This is a genomic window from Cellulophaga fucicola (genome assembly GCF_900119145.1).
GTDB lineage: Bacteria > Bacteroidota > Bacteroidia > Flavobacteriales > Flavobacteriaceae > Cellulophaga > Cellulophaga fucicola.
Genome location: NZ_FPIY01000003.1, coordinates 292,667 through 313,221 on the forward strand (window position 1 = coordinate 292,667; position 20,555 = coordinate 313,221).

A 20,555-nucleotide genomic window follows, 5' to 3' on the forward strand; every position below is an offset into this window, starting at 1 on the left:
AAAAAAGCAATAAAAAAACACCTAAGAAGAACTTAGGTGCTCTAATTTATTATACTAAAATTTAACTTTTAGTGTATGTATATGTTACGTTTGCCTGCACAATTTTATTGTCTATATCTCTTAGATTTAAAACATTACTTACTGTAAAGGCCGTTTCTTCTTCGTTAACTTCTATTTCTACATTAAAAACAGTACAAGAATTTACAAGACTTAATATGTCTCCTGATAATTGCCAGCTACCTGTTATACTGCTTTTTTGCTCACAATCTTCTGCAACATACCCTTGTTTTAAACTAAAAGATCTACTAGACAAAAAACTATAAACAGCATCGTTTTGGCAATCTGTACTTTGACTATAAATGTCTTTTATAGCGTTATCTTCTTGATCGTCTGTTAAGTCTATTGCTACACTAGATTCTATTGCTGTTAACGCCCATGTACCTTCTAAAACAGTTTCTGTAGCCGTTAAAGCTCCGGTAAAATCTTCTGCACAACTAGGCTCGTTATCTGTATTACAGTTAAAAAATAAAAAACCTAGTAAACAAACACCAATTAACTTAATTTTCATAATTCTAATTTTATATTGTTATATAATAAGTAGAATCTAAAAAGATTAAATGGTTGCGTAGAAGTTGCTTTTATTTTACAACTTCTACCCAATGACCTTTGGTACGCACTAAGTAATCATGATCGTACATTGCCTCTGCTTGTACGCCTGGCAAGTAGTACGTTCCTAAATAAGATGCGTTTAATAATATTCTAAAGCTTTTTGTTTCATTCTCTCTTAAATCAAAGTAGAAATTAGCCCTATCATCTCTTAAATCTGTATGTGTAACATTGTTTTCTGCAAAGTTTCCAAAGTCTGTAAAACGTGTGTTTACAATTTCCCATCCGCTAGGGAAAACCTCTGTTAAAGCTACATTTTTTATGCTGTTACCAGTTGTGTTTTTAAGTGTTACCTCTGCAACAAAATCTGTTCCTTGCTCTATTTTTGAAGGGTCTATAGTACTACCATTTCTAGACTTATAAACTATAGTTGCCGAAAGGTTGTTTTGCACCGCTCTTTCTTCACCAACAGGCAACTTACCGCTATTTACTAAAGTAACATAAAGCGTATTGCCCTCGTTATTTTTAAGTGTTATAGAGTTGTTTCCTCTTTTGATATTTAAGATTCTATTTGCAAGTGTTTTACTTGTTGAGATAGTTTCGCTCTTACCATTAACTTTTATGGTTGCCTTAATGCCTTTACCACCAACCAGGTTTGCAAATTTTGCCATTGCTAATAAACTATATGCTGTACTCTGTGTACTCATATAATCCTTGCTATTTAGTCTTTCTGCAACTGTTAATGCCAATTGCTGAGACTTAACCTTATTTTGCATAAGCACCATAGTCTCTAACGCCATTGCTCTGTTTCTTTCTGATGAGCCAAAGGTAGAATAGTTGTGTCTCTCGTTTGTAAACTCTAACACAGCACTATTCATTAAACTAGTAGCTACAGATTTTTGTCCAATAAGTGCATACGCAGCTGCTAATCTTAATTTAGATTGGTTAGATAAATCTTTAGATTCTTGTAACCTGTTCATAGAAGCTACATCTGCACTACCTGCCAATGCAAGTGTGTACAAACGGTATGCTTGTGTTAACTCTGTATATCTTCCGCTATTTCTAAATTGTTTTGCTACGTTTTTCTGATATGTAATCCACTTAGATTTAAAACCAATTGGTAATACATAACCTTTTTTCTCTGCTTCTAACATAAAGTGACCAGCATAACTTGTTCCCCAATCGTTAGGATTGCTTTGTCCTTGCCAGTAAGACAAACCACCACTATTAGTTTGAAAACCTGCTAAACGATTTACAGCCATTTCTACATTTTTCTGTACTTCTTCTTTTTTAGCCTTAGGCATATCAAAAATATCTGCTAAAAATAACTGAGGAAAAGCACCAGATGTAGTTTGCTCTACGCAACCGTGTGGGTAACGAATTAAGTACTGCATTCTACCATTAAAATTCATTGCTGGTAATGTAGACACTTCTATTTCTGCAGTATTTGTACCCGCAACACCAAACGTTTGTAAATCTATTGTTTGTGTGCTATTTGGTTCTACTACATAGTTTGATGCATCTGCTGTTACTGGGTTAGGATTTACAACATCTATTGGAATTTCAAAAGATGCTTTTTCTCCACCACCTGAAGCTTCTACGACAACCTTACCAATACCTTTAAAGTCTGATACTTTTAGTACAAAATAAGCCATTTTCTCATCTGGTTGATCAAATCTAAGTGACTTAGTATTGCCTGCTTCTATTGTAAATGCTTCGTTGTCCTTAATTTTTATTTTTACGTTCTTAACTTTTTTCTCCATTGCAAAAACAGTCACAGGAAGTATTACAGACTCACCCGGAGTTATTTTACGTGGTAAAGAAGCTAAAATCATTAATGGTTTACGTACTGGCGTTGTTTTTTCTTCGCTACCGTACGCTTCTTTTTCTGCATCTGCAGCAACCACCATAGTTCTAACAGAACCTACATATTTAGGTATTTTAATTTTATGTGCTTTAGTTTGTCCTTTTTCTAATTTAAAAGGACCTAAATGCACAACCATAGGCTCAAACCTATTCGCTTTTTTATTTTTAGCACCTGCCATTTCATCATCTCCACCAATAGCAAATACTTGATTAATTCTACCTCCAAAGGCACCAATAACATCATCATAAATATCCCAAGTTTTTACACCCAATGCTTCATTAGCATAGAATGTTCCCCAAGGGTTTGGTGTTTTAAACCTTGTTAAGTCTAATAATCCTTCGTCTACAATAGCTATAGTATACGTCATTGCTTTGCCATTTTCTTCGCCAACATTAACCGTTACTGTTTCCTCTGGACGTAATACATCTGGCATTGTAATTTTTGGCTGTAACTTTGTTTCTTTGTTTTCTACAGAAATCGGAATTACACCATACATTCTAATAGGTAAATCGTTTAGCGTAGATGCGTGTGGTTGTAATAAAGAAATATGTATAAATACATTTGGCGTATATTCTTTAGTCATTGGCATTGTAAATTTGGTTTCACCTTTTTCGGTTTCTACCCAAATAGATTCTAACACCTCGCTACCATTTTCTACAGTAACTAAAGCTCTTCCGTTTTCAGAACTTGGAAATGTAAATGTTGCTGTTTCGCCTACATTATACTTTTCTTTGTCTGATGAGAACAATAACATTGTTGCTGCAGAAGGATCGTTCTTTTTAGATTTTCCTGCCCAACCTGGCCAATCTATATACACTGCTTTACCAGTTGCATGTCCGCCATTTTCATCTTCAACTCTAACTAAATATCTTCCCCAGTCTGGGTACTTAAGTTCAAACTCAAAATTACCTTTTCCTTTAGAGTTTGTAGTAATTGTTTTTTCGTAAACCTTATTTCTATAACCACTATTTCCGTAGTGAGTTAGGTTATCTTCAGAAGTGTCCCACCACCATCTCCACTGTATTTTGTAGATAGTAACTTTTAGGTTTTTAGCTGCTTTTGGATTTCCGTTTTCATCAACAGAAACCACTTCAAAATTATGTTTTATATCTGTTAACAACATCCCTTTAGACTTATCGCCTTTAGGAGCATTAAGACCTATATATGTGTTGTAAGGAGAATATGGTTTTGTAAAAACGTCTGTGCTAAAATCGCCTCCGTTTTCATAAACTTTAGTTACAAAAGCAGCTTGTAACATTCCTGGAGGGTTACCCTCTAACTGCGGATTAATAGAGAAGTTGGCTTTACCTTCTGCATCTATCTTACCACTGTAAACCATTTGTTCCTCTGCAGAAAAAGACCTACTTGGATCGTCAAAAACATAACCTGGGTAGTTTTTAAACTCTGTTGTCTTAGTATTAAATTTAGCTGCTATATCTGTATTTAAGTTTTTAGCAATTGCACCGTGCAACCACTTAACCTCCATAGTTCCTTTTATTTGCTTACCACCAACCAAGATATCTGCTCCAAAATCGTTCTTAATTTTTAAACGGTTAGGTTTAATGGTCTCAATTTTAATAGTCTTTGTAAATTCTGCTCCACCAACAGATACTTTTACCAACCAGTCTCCTGTAGGTACATCATCATCTGTTTGTACAGGAAAGTTGTAGAAATTGTTTAAACTATTTGTCTTTATCTCTCTATGTACAACTTTATTATATGGGTCTAATAATTCTAATTTTACAGGATGATTTGCTGGTAATTTGTTAGCATTATCATTTAAAACAAAAGATAAGAATATATTATCTCCTGGGCGCCAAACACCACGTTCTGCAAAAATATATCCTTTAATTCCTTTTTGCAATTTAACACCAGCTACCTTAAACTTACTTACAGATAGTGCATTACCATCGTTAAGTTTTATATATGTTTTTTGTCCTTTATGTTCTGCAACTGCAAAAAAGGCAACGCTTTCTGCATCAAAGAAAGAAACTCCTTCTGCACTTGTTGTAACTGTACCTAGTGCGTGTTGTTGGTAATTGTAAAAAGTAACCTTTGCACCTACAATAGGCTTTGTTGTAACAAGATCTGCCGTAGCAACAAAATAACTATTGTTTAGACCTTTCTTAATTGTTACACCAATATCTGTAGCAAGTATATTTACACTAGCTTTTTTATTTCTATAGTAAGATGTATGACAAGGATTTTCTCTCTCGCTCCAATCATAATCATAATTATAGTAGTCTTCAGAATAATCCCAATAGCTACTCTCTGTTTCTTCATCAAAAGATTCTTCTTTCTCTTCTTCCTCTGAATCAAAATTAGTACCATCACAAGTATATAAACTGTATTGTGGTTTAAATGAAAACTCTACTCTATAAATAGCTCCTTTTTCTGGAGTAATTAAATTAGTTAAATCTAAAGCATGTGCTTGCCATTTACCATTGTTTACCGTTAATCTATCTTGAAGTTCTAATTTTTTACCTCCTATTGGTCTTGCTACTCTACGTAACTCATTACTTCCGTTTAATTCACTTACTTGTAAAAACTGAAGTACATTGTTTTCATAAATACGAAAAACCTTAACGTCTACTGCTTTTAAATTAACAGCTTCAAAATTTACTTTTAAGTTGGTTGAAGAAGGCAATATAGTTGCATTAGACAATACTCTAACTTGTGGCTTAATTTGTTCAAAAGCAATACGCTCTTCAAACTTATTCTTAAGCTTTACGCCATCTACACTTTGTATACCATCAAAAACTTCTAATAAAACAGTACCAGAGTGACTGTCTGATGGGTATACTCTTAATGTATTTCCTTTAATTGAAAATCTTGGATTTTCATCGTTCTCTAAAAGTACTAAACCTTTAAAATTCTGACCTTTTTTAAGTGGATCAGAAAAATTTATTTTAACTACAGGGCTTTGAGTCTGCTCTACAGTTACATCTAAAATTGAAAAATTATTTTTACCTGGGATTACAACATCTATCTTACCTTCTGTATCTATATTAAAAGATTTACCGCTGTATGCTATAACAAGTTTTTCATCTTCCTTGTACCTTTTAATACTATCTAACTTAAACTGAAATTGAGTACCACTTTCTGGTTGGTTGTTGTATTTAATTTTTAATTCTTTTCCTTTATATAAACCTTTTACTAATTTTTTTGCAGTTTCTAAAGACAATTCATCTGCAGTTCTAACCTGCATATCTATATATTGATATTCTTTAGAGTATGCCTGCATTGGGCTTAGTGTTACACTAAAATCTTGTTTAATTGTATTTATAAAAAAAGCAAACTCTTCTAAATCTTCTGGTACATCTTTATAAATCTCTTTTAAATTTAATTGAAATGTATACTGCGAATCTTGCTTTAATGGTTCTTTAGGCGTAAAAACAATAGTTTTATCATTTAAAGCTTTTAAAGTTCCGTTTACACTGGGGCTTATCTCTAGAATATTAGAATTTAATTCCTTTCCGCTTTTCCAAGCTTCTACTGGTTGTGCTAATACTATATGTATAGGAGAATTGGTAGATATTATACCGTTTGTATACTCAGACACATACTCCACATATTTTGCGGCAGACTCAGCATCTACAACTGTTGTCTTTTTTTTACACCCAAAAAAAAGGGCAATTAACAGCATAAAAAGGATAGACTTGGTTTTCATAAAAAATTAGTTTTGGTAAAAGTACAGTTAAATAGGACATACAATACTCCCTGAAAACAGGGGAATGTCTTGTTAAAACAAATAATTGTGTTAAGAACGCATTTATTTAGAGTTTTTTATAAACTTTTTATATATCTTAACCATATCATAAACTACTAACGTCCCATTTTGTAGATTACGCATGTTAAACAAACCATTTTTTTTATCAATACTATTTGTACTGGTATTTATAAGCTGTTCTAAAGACAGTACAGACAACAATTCACTAACAACCAGCAACAAAGAAATAGAGGCTAAATTATTTACGCTAGTCAACCAACACAGAGAGTCTTTAGGTATACTACCACTAGAACAAAGTAAAGTTGCACAACAATATGCAGAAGAGCACACCTTGTATATGGTTACTACAGCAGATTTTAGTCACACTAATTTTCAAGAAAGAGCAAAAGCTATATCTGCAAAAACAAATGCTAATTATATTGCTGAAAATATTGCCAGTAATTATGACACTGCAGAACAAGTAATGCTTAATTGGTTACAAAGTAGTGACCATAAAGCCAACTTAGAAGGAGAGTACACCCATACGGGAATTAGTGTTATGCACAAACAAGATGGCAATTATTACTTTACTCAATTGTTCTACAAATAATATTTTTCCTTTTAACAGTCTCAATATTTCATTTTTTAGATGATAATATAAGGTATTACTACTTTACAAAAATCTTATATCCTTAAGCTGTATAAAACTATTTTCTTTTCTTAAATTTGATGAGCACTTAGCTTAAAAAAGAAAAGAATTATGTCTATAAAAGCACCTTTTAATTTAAACAAATGGATCTCTGAAAATAGAGACACACTTAAACCACCTGTTGGCAATAAGAATTTATACAAAGATGCTGGTGACTATATAGTTATGGTAGTTGCTGGTCCTAATGCCAGAAAAGATTATCATTACAATGAAACTGAAGAACTTTTTTACCAATTAGAAGGTAATATAGAAGTACACATACAAGAAGATGGCAAAAAAAAGACAATGCAACTTGGTCCAGGAGATATGTATTTACACCCTGCAAAAGTACCCCATTCACCCGTGCGCCAAAAAGACTCTATTGGCTTAGTAATAGAAAGAAAGCGTAACAATCTTGGTGTAGATGATGGCTTGCTTTGGTATTGTGATAATTGCAACCACAAGTTGTATGAGGCCTACTTTACACTTAATGATATAGAAAAAGATTTTTTAGGTCATTTTAAAACATTTTATGGTTCTAAAGAGCACCGTACTTGTGATAATTGTGGTACTGTAATGCCTGTAGACACTAGGTATATTGCAGATGAAGATTAGGTAATTTACCTTAAATTTTACCATCCAAAACCAACTCTTTTGTTTTGTTAAACAAAGCACATTTATTTGTAAATTTGTGAGAAACACAACAATTTTTAATATAAAAGTTATAAAAATGTCAAAAATAGCAGCAACTTTTGGAATAGAAAGCGCCTTAAAACAATTAGGCCTTAAAGATATTAATGAAGGAACCTCAACGGGTTCTACTAATTTTTCTAGTGGAGATATTATAGAGAGTTATTCTCCTGTAGATGGTAAACTTATTGGTAAAGTAAAAGCCACTACTAAAGAAGATTACGCTAAAGTAATGCAAGCTGCTACTTCTGCTTTTAAAACTTGGAGAACAACACCAGCTCCTTTACGTGGAGAAATTGTGCGTCAGTTTGGAGATAAATTAAGAGAAAAAAAAGAAGCTCTTGGTAAACTTGTTTCTTATGAAATGGGTAAAAGTTACCAAGAAGGTTTAGGAGAGGTACAAGAAATGATAGACATCTGTGACTTTGCAGTTGGTTTATCTAGACAATTACATGGTCTAACAATGCACTCTGAACGCCCAGGACACAGAATGTACGAGCAATACCACCCGCTTGGTGTTGTAGGTATAATTTCTGCTTTTAACTTTCCAGTTGCAGTTTGGGCTTGGAATACAGCTTTAGCTTGGATCTGTGGAGATGTTTGTGTTTGGAAACCAAGTGAAAAAACACCAATGTGTGGTGTTGCTTGCCAAAACATAGCTGCAGAAGTATTTGCTGCTAACGGTTTACCAGAAGGTATTTGTAACCTAATTAATGGTGACTATGCTGTTGGTGAAATGATGACTAAAGATACTCGTATTCCTTTAATTTCTGCTACAGGATCTACAAGAATGGGTAAAATTGTTGCAAAAGAAGTTGCTGGTCGTTTAGGAAATACTTTATTAGAATTAGGTGGTAACAATGCAATTATTGTTACTCCAGATGCAGATATTAAAATGACAGTTATTGGTGCCGTATTTGGAGCCGTAGGTACAGCTGGCCAACGTTGTACTTCTACACGTAGATTAATTATACATGAATCTATGTACGATAAGGTAAAAGATGCTGTAGTAAGTGCATACAACCAATTACGTATTGGTAACCCATTAGACGAAAACAACCATGTTGGTCCAATTATAGATAAAGATGCGGTAAAAATGTACCAAAATGCACTAGAAAAAGTAGTTGCAGAAGGTGGCAATATTGTTGTTGAAGGTGGCGTTTTAGAAGGAGAAGGTTATGAAAGTGGTTGCTATGTAAAACCTGCAATTGCTGAAGCTGAAAATTCTTTTGAAATTGTACAGCACGAAACTTTTGCTCCTATCTTGTATTTATTAAAATACTCTGGCACTATAGAAAATGCGCTTGACATACAAAATGGTGTGGCACAAGGATTATCTTCTGCTATAATGACAAACAACTTACGAGAAGCAGAACACTTCTTATCTGTACAAGGATCAGATTGTGGTATTGCTAACGTAAACATAGGAACTTCTGGTGCCGAAATAGGCGGTGCTTTTGGTGGTGAAAAAGAAACAGGTGGCGGACGTGAGTCTGGATCTGATGCTTGGAAAGTATATATGAGAAGACAAACAAATACAATTAACTATACTACAGAGCTACCTTTGGCTCAAGGTATTAAATTTAACTTATAAGGATAAGTACTACCCCTTATAAAAAGCCGCTGTTTACTTAATGTAGACAGCGGCTTTATTGTACCTATATATATAACTAAATCATTGAATAAAAAAAAACCCAAATTCAATGCCGAACTTTTCGGGAGAACAGGGTTTTTTCATCTACTATGATACTTTAAAAGTAAAACTATTATCCCATATTTTTTCATACAAATATATATCTGTCTACAAACAATGTATATCTGGTAGGTTTTTGTACATAACTGGTAAAATTGCATATTGAAAGTAAAATATTGATTAAAAAAAGTTTAACAATGTATATTTCTTTAACATTTTTAACATTTTACATATTTTTTTTTCTAAATTGTAGCGTAAACACAAAAAAACCAGACCATTATGACAAAAAAACTAATGTACCTGCTCGGAATTATTATTACAATTCTAGTAGGAACTTACTTTTATTATACTTGTTGTTCATGCTGTGGAAATACCGCAACAGATACACCTGTAGATAAAAACCAAGAACAAGTAAAAACCCCTGTTGTTCCAGAAGCAACATCGTACCCCTTTTCTTTAGAAGGAAACGGATTTAGTTATACTACAAACGACAACTTTAACTTTAATACTTCTGGTTTTGCCATTTTAGATCCATTATCCAAAAAAGTAGATACTGGTGTAGATGCCATAAAGAAGTATGTAGAACAAGACCCAAACAATGCCGTAACTATTACTGGCTATTATAAAGACAGTGAAACCAACAATTCTGCATTTCCTAATTTAGGTATTGCAAGAGCTAATACTGTTAAAAATTATATGGTTGCTAAAGGTATACCATCTTCTAACCTTAATATAACAGGACAATTAAAAGAAGATATGGTTGCTAAAGATTCTATTTATTTAGGACCAGTTGCATACACTGTTGGCGTAAATGAAGATAATAGCGAACAGATGAGTACGCTTTATCAAAAAATAAAAGATAACCCTTTAGTTCTACATTTTAAAACAGGAGAAGCTGCTATTAACTTAACTGCTGAACAACGTCAAAAAATTGCAGATATATCTATCTACTTAGACAAAGTAGACGGTGCTCTTTGTACTGTAATTGGACATACAGATAATACAGGGGATAGAAATAAAAATATAAGCTTAGGTCTTAGTAGAGCAGAATTTGCAAAACAATATTTAGTAAACAATGGTATTTCTGCTACCAAAGTTAGTGCTTCTTCTAAAGGTCCAGATGTACCTATAGAAACCAATGACACAGAAGAAGGCAGAGCAAAAAATAGAAGAACAGTAGTAACATTAAAGTAATAACACATAAACTAAATTAAACATGGAAAACACAAACATCTGGTGTTGGATTATACCTGCTTTAGTAGGGATAATTTGCGCAATTCTAGGTTACCTATTAGGAAGAGGAAACAAAGAAGTAATAGACAACTCTGAGGATCTTCAAATCTGGAAAGACAAGAACTCTAAGCTTGTTACAGACAAAGATAAACTTGCAGCTAACAACTCACAATTACAGGCAGATTTAGATGCGTGTAGAGCAAAAGCTAAAACTGCTACTGCTACTGTTGCTCCTGTTGCAATGGCACCAACTCCTACCGAAAACACAGGCATTGCTTTTGATGCTCTTGCAGCAAAAACTGCTTTTGGTAAAAAAGTAAAACAAGACGATTTAAAACTAGTTGAAGGTATTGGACCTAAAATTGAAGGCTTATTCCATAATTTTGATATTAAAACCTGGAAAGCTTTATCTGAAGCTCCTGTTGCTAAATGCCAAGAGGTTTTAAACTCTGGTGGCGAACGTTACAGAATACATGATCCTTCTTCTTGGCCTATGCAAGCCAAAATGTGTTATGAAGGTAAATGGGCCGACTTGAAAAAGTGGCAAAGTGAGCATAAACACGGTAAATTATAAACATTTTACAATCAAATAAAAAACCCGATTCTATATAGTAGAATCGGGTTTTATTTTTTACAAAAAGCAGTACTATACTAATTACATTATTGCTCTAACCACTTTCTAAACTCTGCTGTTGTAGACGAACTTGTCATTACTTTTTCTTTTATACCATTCATTTTTAATAGCAATCTATTTTTAAAATGACTTTCTATGTTTTCTATATAGTCTATGTTTATTAGCTCGCTTCTATTTATTTTAAAAAATTTAGATGGATGCAGCTGTTGGTGAATTGTGCCTAAATTTGAAGAAATTGTATGTCGTTTACCGTTAGCATCTGTAGCAATACAAAAATCTCCTGAAGCCTCTACCTTGCAAATTTCTGAAACATTTAAAAGCTGAATTCCCTTTGCCTTTTTTATTACAAATCGTTTTTTATAATTGTTATGCTCTTCTTGTAAAGCAAGTTTAAGTTTAGAAATGGTTTTATGGGAAAGCGAGTTATAATCTCCTTGGATAAACAAGGACTGGTATTTTTCCATTGCCTTTTTAAAGTCCAATTGTGTGTATGGCTTTAATATATATGCTATACCGTTTGTATTAAATGCCTCGAACAAATACTCGTCATGCGCAGAACAAAATAATATTGGCACGTCTATAGAAACCTCGTTATACAAATCAAAAGAAACACCATCTAACAGCTGAATATCAGATAGTATAAAGTCGTATTTATTTTCAGCTAAAAACTCTTTACCTTCTGCGTTAGAACGTGCCCAATCATGAGGAATATCTTCTTCATAATAGTCCTTAACAAAAGAAACTAGTTTTTGGTATGCTGGTATCTCATCTTCTAAAATTAAAATTCTCATTGCTTTAATTTTCTTCAATCAATTTAATAATCGGAATTGAAATAATAAATTCTTTGTCAGTATTTATTATTAATACGTCTTTGTCTGATAATAATTTATAACGTGCCTTTAAGTTCTCTAGACCCGTACCAAACGACTCGTTTTTTGCTCTAATATTAGATTTAATATTAGACACTTTTAACACGCTCTCTGTAATAGATATTACCGTTTTTATACTATTGTGTTTATTTGGTTTATTATGCTTTACAACATTCTCTAATAGTGCCTGTACAGCTCCTGTAGGTATAAATTTATCTTCTAAGGTGATGAGCTTCACTATTTTAAAATCATAATCGTCTGCAAAGCGAGTTTTTATTAAAAATATATAGTTTTCTGCAGATTCTATTTCATCAGACAGCTCCATAACCTCTGCATCTTTTGTTTTTATTAGATACCTATAAATTAGTGACAATCTGTTAATATACTCTTTTGCTTTTTCAGCATCACTATCTATTAAAGAGTCTAGTGTGTTTAAATTATTGAATAAAAAATGAGGATCTATTTGTGAACGCAATAACTTTAGCTCGTTTTCTTTCTGCTGTTTTTCAAATTTTAATAACTGGTTTTGTCCTTCATAAAATTTTTTGGTAAGTAATAAAGCAAAAGGAAATGCAGTATCACTGGCGCCTCTGTTTATCATATCTATTACAAAATCTATACCCGTTGGAAACTTACTCCAATCGTTTTCTCCTGTCCAATACCCAACTGTAAATTGAATTCCTGTAAGTGTTACTAGAATAACAATACCAAAAATTGCAAATAGCACATACTTTTTTTCTTTTACAAACTTGGGTATTAGCCAAAAAACAAATAAGAAAATAATACTACTTATAGTTATTAAATCTGTTGGAAAATCTAGGAGATATTCCTTAAGCATAGCATCTTTATTATAATACTCTAAGCCTTGAATAGAAAAAGAAATTATAAAATAAACTACCATTAGTAATACATCTGATTTGTTTATTTTTTTGTTCATTAGACAGTTTCTGTATTAGTTATTATCATCAATTCTATTTTGCTCCTCTTTAGATGAGTTTTCTCTATTTTTCTGCTTGCCATATCTAGATCCAAAACTGTAAGATACTCTTAATTGTACGTTTCTTCTAGACTCGTTACTTTCTACATCTGCAAACAAATTATTGTAATTAATTTTACCAACATAACCTCTATTCAGTATTTTACTTAGTCCTAGGTTTACTTTTAGTCTGTCATCTAAAAAGGTTTTGCCTAAAGAAAAATCTATGCCCGCAAACCAGTCTACATCTAAACCACCATCTAATGCTCCTGTACCGTAGTTACCACTTATTTCAGCATTAATTTCCCAAGGAAGCTCGTAACTGGCTTGTGTAAACCAAATTAAGCTCCATTTATCTAAATTTAAATTATCTGGTACAGACTCTAATTTATTGTAATTTACAATAAACCCAGTATACCCATCTACACCTTCTATAAAGCTTAATGGCCCAAATAGTCTAAAATTCCAGTTTTCACTATCTGTTAAGTTAATAGTTGTTCTGCTAATTTCTGCCGTATCTGTATTTTGAGATACGTATTGAAACATTGCATCTTTTGTTTCACTATAACCAATAGTAAAAAACGGTTGACCATCAAAAGTTAAGTTAAACTGGTAATTATTGGTAAAAGCTGGTTTTAAATTTTCATTTCCAACATCTGAAGATAGTGGATCATAATACGTTACAAAAGAGTTTAGTGTACTGTAACTTGGTCTACTTATACGGTAACTATAAGCTACATTAGCACTTAGGCTTTCTCCTAGTTTTTTACTTACAGATGCACTAGGGAACAGTTTAGATATTTTACGCTCTCTAGTTACATTGGTTGTATTAGACGTTCCTTTTGTGTTGCTGTCTTCAAAACGTAACCCACCAGAAAAAGACCATTCTCCGCTAGTAATATTTAATTTAGAATACAGTGCAAAAATATTTTCTTCAACTAAAAACCGGTTACTAGCAGCTTCATTAAACGTAAATTCTCCGTTTGTATTTTCACTAAAAGACATTAAATCGCTATCTGTGTCTACTGCTGCGTACTTACTACCAAAACTAAGTTTAAAGTCTTTTGTAAATTGTTTAGAATAATCTACTTTATAAGTTTTTATTTGATATTCGCCATCTTGTAAATAACGCTGATTTGTATAAGGAACTGTGCTACCCTCTAAAGAAGATATGGTATTAATATTATCATTGGAGTAGTCTACAAAATTAAAATCTACCGTTAACTTTTGTTTCTCTGTTTTATATTCATAATAAGGATTCACATTAAAAACAACTTGGTCCCTATTAAAACTATTCTGAGATAACAAATAATCTGTACCATTGTTACTTGTAATTATATTAGAACTATTAGAGTTACGGTCCGAGTTTGTATTTATGTTTCTAACACCAACTCCTATGGTATGTTCTTCTGTAATATAATAATCTACACTACCACTTACTCTTGCAGTTTTAGGGTTGTAAGGCTCTATTGTAGCTTGGTTGTATGTTGCGCCATCTACGGTTCTTTTAATAAATAAATCTTCTCTCCAAGTGGGACTAGAATATCCTGCACTTGCTTGCCAGTTTAACTTGTTTTTGTAACTACCAATAGAGGCACTTGTACCGTACTCTACTCCTTCATCTTCTCCTACCCAACCTACAACAGTACCATTTGTACCTAGTCTTACATTTTTCTTTAGTATTATGTTTATAATTGGCCCGGAACCTGCAGCATCAAACTCGGCACCAGGTTGCTCTACCATTTCTACTCTGGCTATGTTATCTGCAGGCATATCGCGCAGCAACGTATTCATATCCATATAATCGGTAGTTTTACCATTAATTAATATTCTAATATTGTTTTGTCCTGCATAACTTATACCGTTATTAGTTACAATTACGCCAGGAACACGTTTCATTACATCTTTTAAATTAGAATTTATCATTTCAGAATTTTCTAAATCTACAACAAGCTTTTCTGCCGTTTGCCTAATTACTGGTCGCTTACTTTTTACAACAACCTCGTTTAAAGATTCTGCCTCTTCACTTAAAGAAAAATTTAATTCTTTATCTGTAGTTAACTCAAAAACTTTAGATGTTGTTGTTTTAAAACCCAACATAGAAACTTCTATATAGTAACTACCGTTTACAACATCGTTAAAAACATATGTTCCGGTTTTACTAGAAATTGTACCAGTTACTACTTTACTTAATGTTTGATTGTATAGAATAACATTAGCATACTCTAGCGGTATGTTTTGTTCTGTTATTAAACCAGAAATTTTACTTTGAGCTTGAGCTGATAAGACTCCTAAAATTGAAATAATAATAATTTTTGCTAACGCATTCATAACTGTTCGCTTAAGATTGATGTTATAAATGTATATGAATTAAAGCTTTAGCAAAACTATTTTCTGATAAGTTGGGCTAAATTTAGGCTGAACCCTATTTTTTTAATGACCAGTTGTAACTGCACAAAACCAAAAAAGGCTTTCTAATCAGGAAGCCTTTTTATATTAAAAACTAATTTCTATTCTTCTTCTGTTTGATCTGAGTGCTTATCAACATCTAACATTTTACCTAAATATACCAGCTCAAACTCTTCTGTTATATCTGTAAAATCTTTGCTAAATGAAGATATAATATGAAGCTCACCATCTGGAAACTTTAAAAATATAGGCACTATATTTTCATCTGCTTTTGTAATCTCTATTAAACCTTCATAATGGGTTTGATCTTTTAACTTTATTTCGTGTATAGATGGGTATTTACGAGCTATTTCTGTAAGCCTAATAAAATCATCTGTATGAGAAAACAAACCTTCTTTAGGGTTATTCTGTGGGTCGTTCATCTCATCTGCATTTACCAATCTAAAAGATCCGTTTTCACCAAATTGCTTTCCAAACTTTTTAACTGCAAAATTGTTAATATCTGAGTTTGCCGTTAGTGCCATAACGTAACCCATATCACTTAACTCAATATTATCTGTTAAAGAATCTGAATAAATATTGGCGTTAATAGCATCTAAACCTAAACTTTTTGCCTTGTTTATATTGGTTTGGTTATTATCTATTAGTACTACGTGTCTGTTATGGTCATTTAAGTAATTAGCAATTAATCTAGATAATTTAGAGCCACCAATAATTAAAATACCCTCCGATCTTTTTAAGAAAACACCAACCAGTTTTGCAAACATCCTTGCTGTAGTTGCATTAAGTAAAACGGTACCTAAAACAATCATAAAAACTAGAGGTGTAATATATTCTGCACCGGTAACTCCTTTAGATAGTAGTTTAGACCCAAATAAGGAAGCTATACCTGCTGCAACAATACCTCTAGGGCCAACCCAACTAATAAATAGTTTTTCGTTTAACTTTAAATTGGAACCTCTTGTACTTAAAAAGACACCCAAAGGCCTTACTAAAAAAACAATAATTGCGAATAATATTAAAGTATTCCAATTGTAAATAAGCTCTAAATCTGATATATTAATATTTGCAGATAGTAGTATAAATAAGATAGATATTAACAACACACTTAAAGATTCTTTAAAGTACAATAACTCTTTAATATTTGGTAAATCTGTGTTCCCCATAACCATACCCATAACCACTACAGCTAATAAACCAGACTCGTGTGCAAAAACATCTGACATTACAAAAACAAGTAATACAACAGATAAAGACACTACATTAAGTAAATAGTGTGGTATAAAATTACGTTTTACTGCGGCTGTTAAACCGTGTGCAAACGTAAAACCAAATGTGGTACCAAATAATAATATTTTACCAAACTCTATCAATGCAGTAAATGTAAAATCGCCACCGCCACCAACACTTATAAACTCATACACTAATACAGCAACTAATGCACCTATAGGATCTATTAAAATACCTTCCCATTTAAGAACCGCAGAAATATCGTTCTTAAGCGGTATATTTCTTAAAATAGGTGTAATTACTGTTGGCCCTGTTACTATAATTAATCCAGAAAACAAGAAAGATATCTCCCAACTAAGTCCAAAAATATAGTGTGCAGTTACACCAGCACCAAAAAAAGTAACCAAAGAACCTATGGTTATTAACTTAGATATTACAGGCCCTACATTTTTAATTTCAGATCGTTTTAGAGTTAAACCACCTTCAAATAAAATAATACTAATAGCCAAAGAAACAAAATAGTACAAGCTATCTCCTGGGAAAAGTCCTGTTTTTCCGTTCCAAATTGGTTCTATTATTTTACTACCATCTTCTGTAAAAAGAGTAGCAATTGGCCCTACCAATAACCCTATTAAGATTAAGGGTAAAATTGCGGGTAATTTTAATCTCCAAGCAAACCATTGCGCTATTATTCCAAGTATTATAATTCCGGCTAACTCTAGCATATTTCATTTTTTTTGAAAAATAGTATTTTAATTTTAAAAAGCAATTTTCAATCCTAAATACTTTTCTTATATAATTGTATTATATTGGGCTAAATTTAGTGTATGGTATATAAAAATCGTCCTTTTAAAACGATTCTTTTTGGGTTTGCATTTTCACCAAAATTGAAAATAAATATTCTAGAAACCTCCCGAATTGCACACTTTTTTAATGCCAAGTTAATATTGCTTCACGTTGGTTCTAAAACTCAAGAAAAGGAAGATAAAATTACAACTTTTCTTAGAGAGGCAGAATATAAGGATTTAGATATAGAAGTACATTGGAAAGAAGGTGACCCTATAGATATTATTGTAAACACCTGTAAAACAAGCAGTATAGATTTATTGATTCTTGGTGCCTTACAGAAAGAAAATAGGTATAAATTTTACGTAGGTTCTATTGCTCGTAAGCTAACCCGTAAAGTTTGTTGCTCTGTATTATTACTTATTAAGCCTTCTGTAGCACGTGTACCTTGTAAGAGTATTGTTGTTAATGGTTTAGATGCACCAGACACACCACTTAGTATTAATGCCGCTTTTTATATTGCAGATGCACTGGGAGCACCACAGCTTACAATTGTAGAAGAAATTTTGCAAAAAGACATACAAGTAACGGTACAAGATGATAAATCACTAAAAAAAGCAAACATTGTTAAAGAACGATTAAAACATCGTGAAGAACAAAGAGTAAGAGAAATTGTAAAAGATATTCCTGATAGTTGTAAACAAGGAATTAAAATAAAAAACCAAAGTATTTTTGGCAAAAGAGGATACTCTATTGGACATTATGCTGCGGTTGTTAGGGCAGATTTATTGGTAATGAATGCACCTTCCAAAACAGGTATTTTAGATCGTATTTTTCCGCATGATATAGAATACATTTTATCTGATTTACCAACAGATTTATTTATAATACGTAACCGATTTGACTCCGAAAACTAATAAAACAAAAATATTTGTAAGCGCATTACCAAAGAATATATTTTCTGGATTTGTAGTTTCATTAATAGCATTACCATTAGGTTTAGGGCTAGCTCTAGCAAGTGAGGCGCCACCAATTTCTGGTGTTATTGCTGCTATTGTTGGTGGCTTTATTGTATCTATCCTAGGTGGTTCTAATGTTACAATTACAGGTCCTGGAAATGGTATGGTTATAGTACTTTTAAGTGCTATTTCTACTCTAGGTGATGGCGATTTATACCAAGGATATTTAATAACACTGGCTGCAATTGTAATGTCTGGTGTGGTAATGATTATACTTGGCTTTTTAAAAATGGGTAGGCTTGCAGATTTTTTTCCTGCTTCTGCTATAGAAGGTATGTTAGCCGCTATTGGTATTGGTATACTCTCTAAACAGTTTCATATTATGTTAGGGAACAACAGTATCAACGGAAAAATAATTCCGCTTGTATTGCAGTTTCCTGCTGGTGTACAAAACCTATGGCTAACTACAGATAGTAGTGTTTTAATTGCGGCAGCAGTTGGTGTTATTAGTTTGCTGATAATGGTTTTCTATGCAAAAATTAGAAATAAGTATTTTCAATTAATACCAGCACCTATGTGGATTATTGTGCTTGTGGTTGGTTTAAGTTACATACTAGCTGCTTTTCAAATAGACCACCCATTAACTGAAGATTTTCTTGTAAAAATACCTGCAGATGTTACATCTAATTTAGCATTTCCAAATTTTTCAAAAATATACCAACCCAACTTTATAGTTGCCGTTTTTTCTATCACACTAATTGCTAGCATAGAGTCTTTACTAAGTATAAAAGCGGTAGACAAACTAGATCCTTTAAACAGGCGTTCTAACGTAAATAAAGATTTAAAAGCATTGGGTGTAGCATCTATTGCAAGTGGTCTTTTAGGAGGTATAAATGTAGTAACAGTTATAGCTCGTAGTTCTGTAAATGTTAATAATGGCGCTACTAACAGATCTGCTAACTTTTTTCAGGCAGTATTTTTAGCTGGTTTTGTGCTTCTTTTTCAAGAGCAGTTGCGTAAAATACCACTAGCTGCATTAGCTGCTATTTTAGTATACACAGGTTACAAATTAGCTACACCAAAAACATTGCAAAAAGTTGCTAAAATTGGTAAAGAGCAAATAATTATATTTTTAGTAACCCTATTTACTACACTTTTTACCAATTTAATTACAGGTATTAGTGCTGGTATTTTAATTACGTTTGTAATACACATTATTATAAATAAAAGCTTTTCTATCTTTTTTAAAAACCTATTAAAGCCTAATATTTTAATGTTTAAAGAGCCAGATGGTGGTAACTTTTATATTAGCGTAAAATACTTTTGTAGCTTTCTTAATTTTTATAAACTTAAAAATAAGTTAGATGCTATACCAGAAAACAACGATGTTGTTCTAGATTTTTCTATGTGTAATTTTGTAGACCACACCGTTATGGAAGGTCTGGAAGGTTACATAGATACTTTTAGTAAAAAAGGTGGTAGCATAGAGCTTATTGGCTTAGACAAACACGGAGCAGATTCTGAACACCCATTTGCTATTCGTAAAATTATACCATTTGCAGAAAAATTAGCTCCTGTAGGCGGTAACCTAACCAAAAGACAACTGTTGTTAAAGAATGCTGCAGCAGATTTTAAATGGGATTATATTCCAAATAAAAATAGAGAAACTACATTTTTAAAAGACTTTGTATTCTTTAAAAGTAGAGAAATACGCTATTTCTACAATCAGCTTAAAGCAGAGAATAACAAGGTTGCTTTAATGGATGTTGAGTTTACTGAGGGTGCTTTTATTGCCCGAGAAGTTATTAAAACTACCATTTTACATATTAAATTAGATAGGGAAGTGCCTATTTTTACATTAGACAAAGAAGGTCTTATTAAATATATTTACAGCTTAGCTGGTTTTAAAGATATTGCTATAAAAAACCATCCCGATTTTAACCGTAGATTTTATTTAAGCGGAGAAAAGCCTAATGAGATACATAAATTATTTACAAATGAACTTATTTTGTTTTTAGAAAGTAATCCGTACTACCACATAGAATGCAACGGATCTGCGCTGTTAATTATTAAAAAAGAGCGTTTACTTAGTGTACAAGAAGTAAAAGCAATGCTATATTTTGGTAAGCAATTGCATCAAATTTTACAATAATGTTAACATAAAATAGCATCATATAAACATATTACTTTACCTAATTTTGTATTT

13 protein-coding genes are annotated in these 20,555 nt (G+C 32.3%); 7 read left to right on the plus strand and 6 right to left on the minus strand.

What is annotated here, in order from left to right; translation table 11 throughout:
• Positions 1–61 precede the first annotated feature (61 nt).
• Positions 62–568: a DUF5004 domain-containing protein gene (locus tag BT107_RS11990; protein WP_084639227.1), complete on the minus strand. Its 507-nt coding sequence runs from the start codon at positions 566–568 to the stop codon at positions 62–64.
• 70 nt (positions 569–638) lie between these two features.
• Positions 639–6,143, minus strand: a complete 5,505-nt coding sequence (locus BT107_RS11995; RefSeq protein ID WP_072304052.1) for an alpha-2-macroglobulin family protein — start codon at positions 6,141–6,143, stop codon at positions 639–641.
• A 181-nt stretch (positions 6,144–6,324) separates the two neighbouring features.
• Here BT107_RS11995 and BT107_RS12000 point away from each other — a divergent pair, with 181 nt between their 5' ends.
• From BT107_RS12000 to BT107_RS12020, 5 genes are all read left to right on the plus strand, one after another.
• Positions 6,325–6,792: a CAP domain-containing protein gene (locus BT107_RS12000; protein ID WP_072304053.1), complete on the plus strand. Its 468-nt coding sequence runs from the start codon at positions 6,325–6,327 to the stop codon at positions 6,790–6,792.
• 150 nt (positions 6,793–6,942) lie between these two features.
• Positions 6,943–7,485 (plus strand): 3-hydroxyanthranilate 3,4-dioxygenase, encoded by a 543-nt coding sequence (locus BT107_RS12005; protein ID WP_072304054.1) that lies wholly within the window; start codon positions 6,943–6,945, stop codon positions 7,483–7,485.
• Between the two features lie 115 nt (positions 7,486–7,600).
• The gene (gene amaB / locus BT107_RS12010; protein WP_072304251.1) at positions 7,601–9,154 is read left to right on the plus strand and encodes an L-piperidine-6-carboxylate dehydrogenase; all 1,554 of its coding nucleotides are present in this window, start codon (positions 7,601–7,603) and stop codon (positions 9,152–9,154) included.
• Between the two features lie 378 nt (positions 9,155–9,532).
• On the plus strand, positions 9,533–10,447 hold the full coding sequence (locus tag BT107_RS12015; protein WP_072304055.1) for an OmpA family protein: 915 nt from the start codon (positions 9,533–9,535) through the stop codon (positions 10,445–10,447).
• 22 nt (positions 10,448–10,469) lie between these two features.
• On the plus strand, positions 10,470–11,060 hold the full coding sequence (locus tag BT107_RS12020; protein WP_072304056.1) for a hypothetical protein: 591 nt from the start codon (positions 10,470–10,472) through the stop codon (positions 11,058–11,060).
• A gap of 86 nt (positions 11,061–11,146) precedes the next feature.
• On the opposite strand, the gene BT107_RS12025 is transcribed toward BT107_RS12020, so the two are convergent.
• From BT107_RS12025 to BT107_RS12040, 4 genes are all read right to left on the minus strand, one after another.
• Positions 11,147–11,911, minus strand: a complete 765-nt coding sequence (locus tag BT107_RS12025) for a LytR/AlgR family response regulator transcription factor (protein ID WP_139254314.1) — start codon at positions 11,909–11,911, stop codon at positions 11,147–11,149.
• Between the two features lie 4 nt (positions 11,912–11,915).
• Complete coding sequence (locus tag BT107_RS12030; RefSeq protein ID WP_072304058.1) at positions 11,916–12,926, minus strand: sensor histidine kinase; 1,011 nt, start codon at positions 12,924–12,926, stop codon at positions 11,916–11,918.
• 15 nt (positions 12,927–12,941) lie between these two features.
• On the minus strand, positions 12,942–15,296 hold the full coding sequence (locus tag BT107_RS12035) for an outer membrane beta-barrel protein (protein ID WP_072304059.1): 2,355 nt from the start codon (positions 15,294–15,296) through the stop codon (positions 12,942–12,944).
• A 179-nt stretch (positions 15,297–15,475) separates the two neighbouring features.
• Entirely contained in the window at positions 15,476–17,329 is a 1,854-nt protein-coding gene (locus BT107_RS12040) for a cation:proton antiporter (RefSeq protein ID WP_072304060.1), read from the minus strand.
• 102 nt (positions 17,330–17,431) lie between these two features.
• Between BT107_RS12040 and BT107_RS12045 the strand changes: the two genes are divergently transcribed.
• Both BT107_RS12045 and BT107_RS12050 read left to right on the plus strand, forming a co-directional pair.
• Positions 17,432–18,307, plus strand: a complete 876-nt coding sequence (locus tag BT107_RS12045) for a universal stress protein (RefSeq protein ID WP_072304061.1) — start codon at positions 17,432–17,434, stop codon at positions 18,305–18,307.
• On the plus strand, positions 18,291–20,501 hold the full coding sequence (locus BT107_RS12050) for a SulP family inorganic anion transporter (RefSeq protein ID WP_072304062.1): 2,211 nt from the start codon (positions 18,291–18,293) through the stop codon (positions 20,499–20,501). Before BT107_RS12045 ends, BT107_RS12050 begins: the two co-directional genes overlap by 17 nt.
• Positions 20,502–20,555 lie beyond the last annotated feature (54 nt).